At 45.5% G+C, this 12761-nt stretch carries 10 protein-coding genes; 5 read left to right on the forward strand and 5 right to left on the reverse strand.

Annotated features, from left to right (window positions below; genetic code table 11):
* Nucleotides 1–582: 582 nt before the first annotated feature.
* Complete coding sequence (locus DW205_RS03665; RefSeq protein ID WP_008778489.1) at nt 583–1506, forward strand: Rpn family recombination-promoting nuclease/putative transposase; 924 nt, start codon at nt 583–585, stop codon at nt 1504–1506.
* 94 nt (nt 1507–1600) lie between these two features.
* Here the strand turns inward: DW205_RS03665 and DW205_RS03670 are convergent, their stop codons facing one another.
* Nucleotides 1601–3667: a histidine kinase gene (locus DW205_RS03670; protein ID WP_005866523.1), complete on the reverse strand. Its 2067-nt coding sequence runs from the start codon at nt 3665–3667 to the stop codon at nt 1601–1603.
* Nucleotides 3668–3760: 93 nt separating this feature from the next.
* Here DW205_RS03670 and DW205_RS03675 point away from each other — a divergent pair, with 93 nt between their 5' ends.
* The gene (locus DW205_RS03675) at nt 3761–6991 is read left to right on the forward strand and encodes a S41 family peptidase (RefSeq protein ID WP_005866521.1); all 3231 of its coding nucleotides are present in this window, start codon (nt 3761–3763) and stop codon (nt 6989–6991) included.
* A gap of 323 nt (nt 6992–7314) precedes the next feature.
* Here DW205_RS03675 and DW205_RS03685 read toward each other — a convergent pair whose 3' ends face one another.
* Genes DW205_RS03685 through DW205_RS03700 form a run of 4 tightly spaced genes read right to left on the reverse strand, consistent with a single transcriptional unit; the run spans nt 7315 to nt 9209 of the window.
* A complete protein-coding gene (locus DW205_RS03685) occupies nt 7315–7941 on the reverse strand; it encodes a lysine exporter LysO family protein (RefSeq protein ID WP_005866516.1) in 627 nt (208 codons plus the stop codon).
* Complete coding sequence (locus DW205_RS03690; RefSeq protein WP_005860915.1) at nt 7938–8216, reverse strand: LysO family transporter; 279 nt, start codon at nt 8214–8216, stop codon at nt 7938–7940. Before DW205_RS03690 ends, DW205_RS03685 begins: the two co-directional genes overlap by 4 nt.
* Nucleotides 8217–8270: 54 nt before the next feature.
* Entirely contained in the window at nt 8271–8933 is a 663-nt protein-coding gene (locus tag DW205_RS03695) for a hypothetical protein (protein WP_005866513.1), read from the reverse strand.
* 18 nt (nt 8934–8951) lie between these two features.
* Nucleotides 8952–9209 carry an RNA polymerase sigma factor gene (locus tag DW205_RS03700; protein WP_005866511.1) on the reverse strand — a complete coding sequence of 86 codons (258 nt, stop codon included), beginning with the start codon at nt 9207–9209 and terminating at the stop codon, nt 8952–8954.
* Between the two features lie 139 nt (nt 9210–9348).
* Between DW205_RS03700 and DW205_RS03705 the strand changes: the two genes are divergently transcribed.
* The 3 genes from DW205_RS03705 to DW205_RS03715 all read left to right on the forward strand — a co-directional run bounded on the left by DW205_RS03705 (nt 9349) and on the right by DW205_RS03715 (nt 12714).
* Nucleotides 9349–11607, forward strand: a complete 2259-nt coding sequence (locus tag DW205_RS03705) for a GH92 family glycosyl hydrolase (protein ID WP_005866509.1) — start codon at nt 9349–9351, stop codon at nt 11605–11607.
* Nucleotides 11608–11701: 94 nt separating this feature from the next.
* Entirely contained in the window at nt 11702–12022 is a 321-nt protein-coding gene (locus tag DW205_RS03710) for a YbjQ family protein (protein WP_005860908.1), read from the forward strand.
* Nucleotides 12023–12030: 8 nt separating this feature from the next.
* A complete protein-coding gene (locus DW205_RS03715) occupies nt 12031–12714 on the forward strand; it encodes a DinB family protein (protein WP_005866506.1) in 684 nt (227 codons plus the stop codon).
* Nucleotides 12715–12761: the final 47 nt, after the last annotated feature.

A 12761-nucleotide genomic window follows, 5' to 3' on the forward strand; every position in this document is an offset into this window, starting at 1 on the left:
GTTTGGTAAAGGATAACCTATCCTATTGATAAGAAAGAGGATAAGTGATAAAAAAATAGCCCGGAAGGGTTGCAAGTATCGAAGAAACGCGTACCTTTGCAAATGACTAAAAGAATCGATCGTTTATACTAGCCGTTTCTATCTATTATATAATGTACGCATGTACATTATATATTGTATCCATCCATAACCGCATAATAAATACAAAATACAAACATTCACATGCAATCATAGCGAATACTACAAACGTATAATCCAAGGCTTGTCAAGCCATAAGCTTACGAAGCAGTAGAATCTCAATGGGGATAGGCATATCAGTTATGCCATGCGAAATAGGAAGAACTTCAGGTCAGTTGCAAATCTTACTTCTAAATATAAAAACAAGGTATCTTAAATTGATCAAAATGGGAGCCGATTACTATCCATAGTATTTTGCACTACTATTAATACTAATCGTACTTTCTATAAATAGTAAAGCTGACTACCATGAATCTGCTTTTTAAGAAATATACAATAAACAGGATGTGCGATACGAAAATAAACCTTACCTTTGGAGCAGTAATCACCTAAAACCATTTAACTATGGCACAATACGTAGACATCATGACTGATGCTGGATTTAAGGCTGTCTTCCAAGACAAGCAAGTTACCATCAAGTTCCTTAACGCCGCCCTAGCCGGCGAACGACAGATCAAGGACATCACCTACCTCGACAAGGAGATCAAGCCCGAGATTGTCGAGAACCGTACCATCATATTCGACCTGCTCTGCGAGGACGTGTCCGGGGCCAAGTTCATCCTAGAGATGCAGAATTGTCCCCAGTACTATTTCTTTAACAGAGGTTTTTATTATCTTTGTCGCATGGTGGCCCGGCAAGGACAAATCGGCAAGCAATGGCAATATCGGTTGCTACCCATCTACGGAGTCTATTTCTTGAATTTCAAGTTGCCGGAGTTCACAGACTTCCGTACGGATGTTGTCCTCGCTAACGAGAGGACGGGAAAGGTGTTCAATGAGATCAAGATGAAGCAGATCTACATATCGTTCCCGTTATTCAGTTTAAGCAAGGAGGAGTGCAAGAGCTCCTTCGAACGTTGGATTTATACATTGAAGAATATGAACCTATTTGAACAATCTCCCTTCAAGGAGGAACAGGAGACCTTCCTTCGCTTGCTGGACGTGGCGAACGTCAACTCACTCAGCGAAAAAGAACGTGCGATCTACGAGGAAAACCTAAAGAATTATCGGGATTGGTATGCGACCATCGATTACGCACAAACGGAAGGGATTGAAAAAGGCATGCAGGAAGGGATGCAAAAAGGGATGCAAAAAGGAATGCAGAAAGGAATCGAGAAAGGAATCGAGAAAGGAATCGAGAAAGGAATCGAGAAAGGCCGTCAAGAGGAAAAACTCCAGATAGCCCAAAAGATGAAGGAGCAAGGACTTGACTCCGAACTTATCGCCCAATGCTCCGGACTTTCTGTTGAAGACATTGAGCGACTATAACCCGAATCAACCGATTCGATTCAATTCGATCCGGGCCGCTTCCATCCACTATCCGGAGGAAACGGCCCGGATTACTTTCGTACATTCACGATACCTAGAAAGCGTAATTAAAATCCAACGGAATAAAGAAACTGACGATTGTTCCGCTCCCCATCCCCTTCTCCTTGCTTTGGACCGAATAGGTGATCTTCTCTTTATTTCTCCTATTCAACAATAGGATCGTACGGTAAAGGACTTTCGTTCCCATCCCCGTACCGTTATGTCCCGCATTCGTAAACGGACGATACCCGGGTCCATTATCCTCTATACGGATATGGATGCCTTTCCCGTCGCGCTCCACGAAAACAGATAATCGCTTCTCGCCCTCGATCGCACACAAGCCATGTTTCACGGCATTCTCTACGGGTATCTGGATCAGCATGGCCGGGAGATAGATTGCGTCCGTGTCAAGGGAGGGATCGAGATTCCATTCCAGACGGAAGTCCGGCCCTAATCCTTGCGCCTGCAAATTCAAGTAAGTCCGGACAAAGCGTAATTCTTCCTCCAACGTGATACTAAGCTTTTCCGTGATCTCCAAACTACTACGTAACAACTCCACCAATCCGGAAAGTTGCGTACGGCGGGAACTTCCTTCTTCCTCCGAGCTAATCTCCCGGTTCAATATATTGAATATAAAATGAGGGGATACACGGTTGCGAATACTCTCCATCTTTAACTTCGTCACCTGATCGATATGGCTTAACCATTGGGCATGCCGTTTACGTTTCATAAAGTAATAAGCCATGCCGCTGACGATCGACAAGATCGCAAAAAGCAAGATCCAAACCCAACGGCTCATTTCCAAGTATTCCATCCGGCCGGCCTGTTGTTTAATAATAGCCTCCCGCTTGAGTAAAGTCGTATCTTGGCTATAACGCATATCGATCTCGGTGACACGCATCTGGGTCCGTTCGCTACGAATATTGTTCTCAATGACGCTATTCTTCGTTTGGTACTCATAGGCACGCCTAAAATCGCCCGTGGTAGCGAAGTAATTCTGCAAGTTCTTATTACGGATCGCTACCATCTTGGGATCTATGCCTACCGTATCCGTGTAACTCCTCAACAATTGATAAGCCAGCCCGGAGTTCCCCTCTTTTAAGGCTAGCGAAGCCTTCAAGGTCGTCAAATGGTACAAGGCCGTCTTATTATTATAGGTATGGAAGTACCTAAACCCTTTTTCCAGATAAAAACGAGCGGAATCCAACTGATCCAGACATAGATAGATCTCCCCTAAATTGATCTCGCATACGTTAGTATAGAAATCCATATGAGTAGGACGTACCACCTCACGGGCTTTCAAGAACCAAGGAAGCGCCTTCGCATACTCTTCCTTGTAATAATAGTAATTTCCCCGGCTATTGCAAAAGGTGAATTTCTCGCTCAAGTTACGAGAATCCAGTTCTTTCTCCGCCAAACGGTAAAAGTGATCGGATAAGTCAAAGTCCCTCAATTCCATATACGTCTCGCCCAAACCAAAATAAATAGGAAAGGACATCCGATCCATAATACCCAATGAATCACTCACGAAAAGAGCTTGGCGAAAGTAGCGGGCTCGCTGATCGTAAGCTCCTTTCCGGGCATATATATCCGCTATATTGATATAAATATCCGGAATTTTATGCTCCATCTCACTCTGCCGGATCTCTTGATACGCCTCGGAATAGCAAAGGAGGGCCGAATCCGTTTTATCCAAAAATGAATAATAATTGCCAACCGTATTTTTCAACGTCCCTAAGAGTCCATGTATCTTGGGAGACATCGGTACACGGTCGCAATAATCTATAATTGACCGATGTAAAACAAACCCGGAATCATATACACTATTTGCAAAATAAATCTGGCTTTTAACCGCAAGTAATTTATAATATTTATCGCTATCTTTAGTTAGACTTAAAGCTTCATCCAATGCGGAATGAGCATATCGAGGATTCCGGTAAATCGAATCCATAGCCATATGTTCCAAAGAGTCAATCCGCAGGTTATCAGAAAAAGCAAATGTTTTTTCCGGTAGCTTTCCACAAGAAAACAGAAACACAAAATGAAATAGCAATAATAAAATGGACATAAAAGTCATACACACCCTATATTTAGTCATCATCTTGGCGGTTTTAAAGTTCATATGCAAAAATATTTAAAAATTTAATCTACGCAATTATTTCTCCTAATAAATATCGAAAATCGATTACATTTGTAAATCTAAAATAGAGTACACATGAAAAACTTGATGATTCCTGCGCTGGCGTTATTTTTATCGGCGGCGGCGCAAGCAGACGACAGTCCGTTATGGATGCGTTACTGTGCGATCTCCCCGGACGGGCAGACGATCGCATTTTCTTACCAAGGGGATATCTACACGGTCCCTTCTTCCGGAGGAAAAGCCCGGCAGTTGACAACACATCCGGCGCATGATACCCGTCCGGTCTGGTCGCCCGACGGACAGAGAATAGCCTTCGCCTCCAACCGTAGCGGCAACTTCGATGTATTTCTCATGAACAAGGAGGGAGGGGAACCCAAGCGGCTCACCACCCACTCCACAAACGAATATCCCACTACCTTTAAGGATAACGGACACATCTTGTATCTGGCCAACGTATTGCAAGACGCCAAGGATATCCAATTCCCCGGCACCCGCTTTATGCAAGTCTATGAGATAAGCACGGACGGAGGAAGGCCGGATTTATATTCTTCGTTATACATGGAAAATATAGCCCTCAGCAAAGATGGCAGTAAATTATTATACAATGACTACAAAGGTTACGAGGACCCTTGGCGCAAGCATCATCAATCTTCTATCACCCGTGATATCTGGTTATGTACGCTTGGAAAAGATCGCTCTTTCCAGAAAGTAACCACTTTTGGCGGTGAGGATCGTAATCCTGTATGGGCCGCGGATGGGGCGTCTTTCTATTACCTAAGCGAGGAGAAAGGAAGCTTTAACATCTTCAAGAAGGATTTGGCAGGCAACAGCGAGAAACAAATCACGACGCATACCACCCACCCCGTGCGTTTCCTTACCTCCGATAATTCCGGGACTCTATGCTATAGTTACGACGGCGAGATCTATACCGTTAAGGAAGGCCAGAAACCTGCCAAGGTGAATATCCAGATCGTCGCGGATAAGATCGAGAACGACGTGATCCATCGTCTTCTGACCGATGGAGCTACGGATATCGCCGTCTCCCCGAATGGAAAAGAGGTAGCGTTTATCACTCGTGGCGATGTTTACGTAACTTCTATTGAATACGAGACGACTCGTCAAATCACGAACACGCCACAACAAGAGCGCAATATAGATTTCAGCCCCGACGGACGTTCATTGGTATATTCCGCCGAACGGGAAGGAACATGGGGAATCTACGAAAGTAAACTTACACGTGACGAAGATAAGCAATTCACGTACGCCCCGGAATTGAAAGAGGAGCCTCTTGTCGTCTCCGGACAAACCTCGTTCCAACCCTTATACTCTCCGGATGGTAACGAGGTGGCTTTCCTTGAGAACCGCACCACCTTACGTGTTATCAACCGAAAGACCAAGCAGGTCCGCACCGTATTGGACGGGAAATACCTCTATTCGTATAGCGATGGAGACCAGCATTTCCAATGGTCGCCAGACAGCAAGTGGTTCTTGGTAGATTACATCTCCGTCGGAGGATGGAACAATACGGATATCGCCCTCGTGAAAGCGGACGGTAGCGGCGAGGTAACGAACCTGACGGAAAGCGGTTATTCGGATGGCGACGCGAAATGGGTATTAGACGGTAAGGCCATGATCTGGTCCTCCGACCGTGCCGGTTTCCGCAGCCACGGTAGCTGGGGTGCTGAGCGGGATGTGTACATCATGTTCTTCGACGGTGAGGCTTACGATAAATTCCGCCTCAGTAAAGAAGAACTGGCCTTGGTAGAAGCGGATGAAAACAAAGATAAGGACGAGGATAAGACATCCGATAAAGATTCCGATAAGAAAAAAGAGGATAAGGATAAGCCTGTAGCCCCCTTGAAGTTTGATTTGGAGAACCGCAAGGACCGGATTATTCGCCTGACCGCTAATTCATCCTCATTGGGAGACGCCGTACTCGCCCCGAAAGGAGATAAACTATATTATTGCGCCGCTTTCGAGAAAGGCTTTGATTTATGGGAACACGACTTGAAGGAAAAGTCCACTAAATTACTGCTCAAGAATGTCGGTCGAGGCACTCTATTCGCCGATAAGAAAGTAGAGAACCTCTATCTTACCGCCGGCGGTAAACTGAAAAAGATAGAGTTGAAGGATAGCAAGGAAAAACCGATCGCTTTCAAGGCCGAGTTCGCTTATCGTCCGGCAGAGGAGCGTGCTTATATCTTCCATCACGCTTGGCGTCAAGTCTTGGATAAGTTCTATGATCCGACACTCCGGGGCATGGATTGGAAAGGGTATGAGACCGCTTACGCCCGTTTCCTTCCGCATATCAACAACAATTTTGATTTCCAAGAGATGCTTTCCGAGCTATTGGGCGAGTTGAACGGCTCCCATACGGGCGCTCGTTACAATCCGGGACTAACCGGGCCGGAAACCGCCAGCTTAGGCGCTTTCTTCGATAACGCATACACGGGCGACGGATTGAAGATCGAGGAAATCATCGCCAAAGGCCCGCTGACATTGGCCGACAGCCAGATAAAGAAAGGCTGTATCATCGAGAAGATAGACGGAACACCGATAAAGAAAGACGCCGATTATTATCCACTGCTAAGCGGTAAAGTCGGTAAGAAAGTAATGCTTTCTGTCTATGATCCTACCAGCAAACAGCGTTTCGAGGAACAGGTAAAAGCGATCAGTAACGGAGAGCAATCGAACCTCCTTTATAAAAGATGGATCGAGAATTGCCAAGAAACCGTAGATAAATTATCGAACGGGCAAATCGGATATGTACATGTAAGAGGTATGAACAGCGAGAGTTTCCGCGAGGTCTATTCCGCCTTATTAGGCCGTTGCCGGAATAAGAAAGCCGTGATCGTGGATACCCGCCATAACGGAGGTGGCTGGTTGCATGATGATCTGGCTACCTTATTGAGCGGCAAGGAGTATCAGCGCTTCGAGCCTCGCGGACAATACATCGGTAGCGATCCTTACAATAAGTGGACCAAACCGTCCTGTGTCTTGATGTGCGAGGATAATTATTCGAACGCTCATGGTTTCCCTTGGGTTTATAAGACCTTAGGTATCGGCAAGCTGATCGGCGCCCCGGTTCCGGGAACCATGACAGCCGTATGGTGGGAAACGCAAATCGATCCGACCTTGGTGTTCGGTATCCCGCAAGTAGGCGTGAAAGATATGCAAGGCAATTATCTGGAAAACCAACAATTGCAACCGGATGTCGAGGTGTACAATACTCCCGAGGCGCAGCTCTCCGGCGAGGACACGCAATTAAAAAGAGCGGTAGAAGTGATGCTGCAAACTGTAAAATAGCTTTTCTAGGCCTCGGAAATGACTTTTCAACCTTGTAAAATGCCTTCCGAGGCCTCAGAAACGACTTTTCAACCTTGTAAAATGCCTTCCGAGGCCTCAGAAATGACTTTTCAACCTTGTAAAATGCCTTCCGAGGCCTCAGAAACGACTTTTCAACCTTGTAAAATGCCTTCCGAGGCCTCAGAAATGACTTTTCAACCTTGTAAAATGCCTTCCGAGGCCTCAGAAATGACTTTTCAACCTTGTAAAATGCCTTCCGAGGCCTCGGAAATGACTTTTCAACCTTGCAAGGTGGTTTCCGAGATCTCGGAAGCCTCTTTCACTCACATCGAACAGAAGAAAGAAACGAAAAACGGAACCGTGAAGTCCACCAAGATTCCGTGAAAGATAGAGACAAAGACCAAATCCTTTCCACAATAACGGGTGATAATCGGCAATGTCGTATCCATCGTAGTAGCTCCTCCCGCGCAGATCGGAGATAGCCTTCCGAAATATCTAACGAACAACGGAGCGCCCAGCAAGGCGAATATCTCACGGATAATATTAGCGATCAAGGCGATCGTTCCTAACTCCGCCGCCAATTGAGCCCCCAGCGTCGGTTCTTTTAGCTCTGTTATCAAGATGGAGGATAATGAATAATAGGCGAAACCGCTTCCGACCGCCAAACAATCGAACACGCTCCATTTGGTAAGAGCAAGGCTGATCAGGGCGGAGAAGCTCAACGTCCCGATAATAGTAGCCAGAGGCACCAATAAGAGTTTCGGCCGTATACTCGATAAAATATCTTTCAGTTTCTTATCGCTTCCTATGCTAATCCCTACTTGAAACATCAAGAGGTAAAGTACATAAACCGTTATATCATTCTCGATAATGACCCCGGGCAGATAACCGCTCCATCCCAGCAAGCACCCCAAGGCAAAGAAGCCCACGACGATCAAACTCCCTTTCATCCCCGGCTCCTTTCCTTAAAAAAGAAATGATAAACTCCCCACGCCGCCAAGACGCTACCCAACGTACCGGCCGAAGCGATCAACAAGGCTTGCCCGCCCAACGTCGTAAGATTATTCACGATAGACTCATTGGCCCCTACCGAAATTCCCAGCAGGAACAAAAGAAGAAGAATCGTATAAGAAATAGGCTTACCGATCTTTTGCAGCAATTCTACTTTACGAAAGAAATACCCGACGGCAATGCCGCAGAACATGATTCCGATTACTGTAAACATCCTTTTGTAGTTTTTGCCGCGAAGTTAACAGAAACTCACAGTACCACAAAGCGGTTACTTCTTCGTTTTCTTGAATTTCACGGGAATCTGCATACCTCCGGCGTCGGCCATTCCCTCTAACTCATTTCCTTTCTGGGTCATAGTTAAGTCTACAGGCGTTCCATCCACATAAAAAGAGCTGGTATAGGTATCTCCTTTCGCCTTGATATCATTTATCTCCAAGGTACTACCTTGTATATTCACTTTAGCGGTCAACTTGCCGTTCTCTTGCTTTATCTGAAAACTTCCATCTTGATATCCATACGGAGCGTCGGGGGCAGAGAAGGACCAATCGCCTACGAGCTTACTGAGATCTGCGGCTTTATCCTGTGCCGAGATCGTGATACAAAACAAAAGGCATAAAAGGGTGGTAAAGGCTTTCTTCATGTTCGTTCCCATAATCTTATGAATTAAATGAGTAATAGATTTAAATAACGTTCCAAATGTAGTGATTAATTTTCGATCTTCCGAGATATGTTCTAATATACGAGCATCAAATTCTTTCCCCAAGGGAGGTAATGCCTCGGCCTCATGAGATACGAACCAAGCCTTATAGGGTAATAAGTCGGGAGGTACCACCGCTGAGGAGAAAAACTGGCGTAATTCCCGCTCTTCCTCCACGGATGTGGCGCATTCCCAATATTTATCCAGCAACTTATTTATTCGTTGATAGTCCATACACGATCCATAAACAGATTACCTTACCGCATACCGCTCCATCCTTTCCTTATTTCCGGAATACGTTTCCCTCAATGCCAGATTACGCGCTACCATCATGCAATAGGAAGGTAAGTTCTCAATGACAATCCAGCTATCCCGGTCTTCCCAAACCTTAAGCAGGGCTTCCTGAACGATCTGCTCAGACTGCTCCACGTCTCCGGTAATCCGGAAAACAACCCGGAAAAGGTTATTCTTCAGCGGCAATATCTTTGTCGTAAATTCGTTTGTTCCCATACTTTTTTATCTATAAGACGAGCCAAGCCCGAAAAAGGTTGCAGATTTTAAAAGGAAATTTCCAATATTCCCCCAAAGCCATTATCTTTGTGACAGATGATTGATAATTCGCTTATTACAAACTAAATCAATAATAACAGTGAAAAGAACGATCTTATTTTTTCAGGCCGCTCTTGCCTGCCTGCTGGTAGGATGCAAGCAAGCGCCGGAGTCGCCGCGACTACAAGATGAGGTGAGGTATGTAGACCCATTCATCGGAACCGGGTTCCATGGACACACATTCCCCGGAGCTACCCGTCCGTACGCGATGGTACAACTAAGCCCGGATACCCATATCTTGGGATGGGACGCAAGTAGTGGTTACCATTATGATGATGACCATATCTACGGGTTCAGCCACACGCATCTTTCTGGTACGGGTATCGGCGATCTGGGTGACGTAGCTTTATTACCTTTCTCCGGTGGAGATTCCATCAAACCAGTAGCTACCTTCAAGAAAGACACTGAGAAAGCGACACCGGGGTATTATGCCGTACGCTTGGATAACTTTGGCATCAACGTGGAATTGACTTCTACGGATCGTGTAGGTTTCCACAAATATACATACGACAATCCCAAAGAACGTCGTGTCCTGCTTGACTTAGGGCATATCCTTCAACCGAACTGGGGACATAAGCTGATCGGTAACCAATATTTACTTGTAAACGACTCCACGGTGGAAGGTACCGTGAAGACACAAGGTTGGGCGCATTTCCATTCTATGTCCTATCGGATTACTTTCTCGGAACCGATCGAGACCGTATACCAATACATCGGAGGGAAATTACGTAAAGACTCCTTGTTCTTACGCCTAAATACGGCAGAAGATTTGAAGTTCCATTACAAATTCGCTGAAAAGGCACAACCGCTTTATGTAAAAGTAGCCTTATCCGTAGTCGATCCGGAAGGCGCCGAGAAGAATCTCGAGACAGAATTGCCCGGATGGGATTTCGATAAGACCCGTGAGGAATCAACGCATATTTGGAACGAGGCGTTAAACTTGATCCAGATCGAGGCAGATCCGAAAGTCATGGTCAATTTCTATACGGCGCTCTACCATACCATGATCGCCCCCTTCGCTTATCAAGACGTGGACGGACGTTATCTGGGTATGGACAAGAAAGTGCATACCGCCGAACCGGGTTACGTAAATTATTCCGTATTCTCCTTGTGGGATACGTTCCGTGCGCTTCATCCGTTAATGACAATCATTAATCCAGCCCTAGCGACTGATTGGGGTAAGGTACTCGTGCAAGGTTATAAAGAAGGTGGAATATTACCCAAATGGCCTTTAGCCTCTAGTTATACAGGTTGTATGGTAGGATATCCGGCCGTCTCGGTCCTCGCCGACCTTGTAGCGAAAGATTTAGCGGAAGGTGATATGAGCACGTGGGCGGAAGCCGGCGCACGTTCTTCCGTTTACCGTGAGGATCTTGCCGAGAAGTTCAGAGGAACCCGTGAGCTGGATCTGATCACGATGCATCCTTACTATAAGGAGAAATATGGTTTCGTCCCCGCCGATTCTGTTCCTGAATCCGTATCGTGGGGATTGGAGATGGCATACGAGGATTGGTGTATCTCCCAAATCGCCAAGAAGGCAGGTAATATAGAGTTGGCGAATGAGTATGCCAAGAAAGCCGAATACTACAAACGCTATTTAGATCCCGAGACGAAAATGATGCGTCCGGTAATGGGCGACGGTTCTTTCCGTACTCCATTCAACCCTCGCTATTCTTCGCATATGAAAAGCGACTATACCGAAGGGAATGCCTTCCAATGGAGTTTCTTCGCACCACATGATATGGATAACTTCATCGCCGCTATCGGTGGCAAGAAAGAGTTGGAAACACGTTTAGACACCCTGTTCACCACCTCTTCCCAGATTGACGGGGCGGAAGCCTCCGGAGATATTACCGGATTGATCGGCCAATACGCTCATGGAAACGAGCCGAGCCACCATATGGCCTATCTTTATAACTGGACAGATTCTCCATGGAAAGGGCAAGGGTATTTAGATTATATCATGCAGAATTTCTACACGAACGAACCGGATGGTATCATCGGTAATGAGGATTGCGGACAGATGTCTGCTTGGTATGTCATGAGCGCCCTAGGTTTCTATCAGGTAAGTCCGGGTATTCCGGTTTACACATTGGGCCGTCCGATGGTAAATAAGGCTTCTATGCACGTAAAAGGTGGTATTTTCGAGATCGTGGCGACCAACAATAATCCCGCCAATAAATACGTTAAAGAAGTCAAGCTAAACGGTAAAGTCCTAGAGACTCCTTTCATCAGCCACTCCGATATCATAAATGGAGGTAAGCTTGAGTTTATCATGACCGATCAACCGGTAAAATAAATTCATATAAAGAAACATAAAAACAAAGGGCGAATCAGTACACTAGTTCGCCCTTTATCTTATATTTGCCCTCAAACGATTAAATTGAAAAGCTATGTTACTCACAACAACTAACACGATCGAAGGAAAAGAAATTACCCAGTACTTCGGAATCGTATCCGGTGAAACGATCATCGGAGCGAATGTATTCAAAGATTTCTTCGCAGGCATCCGGGATATTGTCGGAGGACGTGCAGGTTCTTACGAGAGTGTCTTACGCGAAGCGAAAGAAACGGCCTTGAAAGAAATGAGCGATCATGCGGCACGAATGGGCGCAAACGCTGTAATCGCCGTAGATCTAGATTATGAGACCGTAGGAGGAAGCGGAAGCATGCTGATGGTTACCGCCGCCGGGACAGCCGTACGCTACCAATAATCCCCAAAATGAAATACTTTGGAGCCGGATTAAGCGAATCACATAAAGAACTAAACCGCATTATCCGTAAACCGGAATTAATAGAGCAAACCAAGGAGCTCTTTCTTGAGATTCATGGAAAATTACACCTCTCTGTGGTGTCTGGTAATGAGAGAAACGAGGTCGATGAGCTAGTCGGAGATTTAAGAGAGGATGAATATGCCATTATGCCTACAGCGAAAGATGAAACCATCGCTTGGGTATTATGGCATATCAGCAGAATTGAGGATCTGACCATGAATATATTAGTTAACGGGGAAAAGCAGATCTTCAATGAAGACTGGCAAACCCGAATGAATTCCCCTATCAGAGACACAGGAAATGCCTTATCTGATAACCAGATTATTCAGCTAAGCAAAAGTCTACGTATTCAAGAACTCTTAGAATACAGGAATGAAGTAGGACGAAAAAGCAGAGAAATCATCCGAACCTTATCTCCCGATGATATACGTCGCAAAATCCCAACTCAAAGGATAAGCCGGATATTAGAAGAAGGTGGTATCACAAATCATGAAGATTCGATTTGGTTGCTTGATTTCTGGGCTAAAAAAGATATAGCTGGTATTTTATTAATGCCTCCTACCAGACATGTCATGTTACATCTAAATGACTGTTGTAAATGGAAGCTAGCAATAAGAGGCAGACATCATTGAAAATTAAACGGCTGGTGTATATACCAAAAAAAGGAGCCAATCTTTCG

It is taken from the genome of Parabacteroides sp. AM17-47 (genome assembly GCF_003434625.1).
GTDB lineage: Bacteria > Bacteroidota > Bacteroidia > Bacteroidales > Tannerellaceae > Parabacteroides > Parabacteroides distasonis.

Excerpts from the sequence above, each read along its gene's own strand:
- DW205_RS03685 (WP_005866516.1), bottom strand. The coding sequence starts at position 7,941 with ATGAAAGGGAGTTTGATCGTCGTGGGCTTCTTTGCCTTGGGGTGCTTG.
- DW205_RS03690 (WP_005860915.1), bottom strand. The coding sequence starts at position 8,216 with ATGTTTACAGTAATCGGAATCATGTTCTGCGGCATTGCCGTCGGGTAT.
- DW205_RS03675 (WP_005866521.1), top strand. The coding sequence starts at position 3,761 with ATGAAAAACTTGATGATTCCTGCGCTGGCGTTATTTTTATCGGCGGCG.
- DW205_RS03715 (WP_005866506.1), top strand. The coding sequence starts at position 12,031 with ATGAAATACTTTGGAGCCGGATTAAGCGAATCACATAAAGAACTAAAC.
- DW205_RS03670 (WP_005866523.1), bottom strand. The coding sequence starts at position 3,667 with ATGAACTTTAAAACCGCCAAGATGATGACTAAATATAGGGTGTGTATG.
- DW205_RS03710 (WP_005860908.1), top strand. The coding sequence starts at position 11,702 with ATGTTACTCACAACAACTAACACGATCGAAGGAAAAGAAATTACCCAG.
- DW205_RS03700 (WP_005866511.1), bottom strand. The coding sequence starts at position 9,209 with ATGGGAACAAACGAATTTACGACAAAGATATTGCCGCTGAAGAATAAC.
- DW205_RS03695 (WP_005866513.1), bottom strand. The coding sequence starts at position 8,933 with ATGGACTATCAACGAATAAATAAGTTGCTGGATAAATATTGGGAATGC.
- DW205_RS03665 (WP_008778489.1), top strand. The coding sequence starts at position 583 with ATGGCACAATACGTAGACATCATGACTGATGCTGGATTTAAGGCTGTC.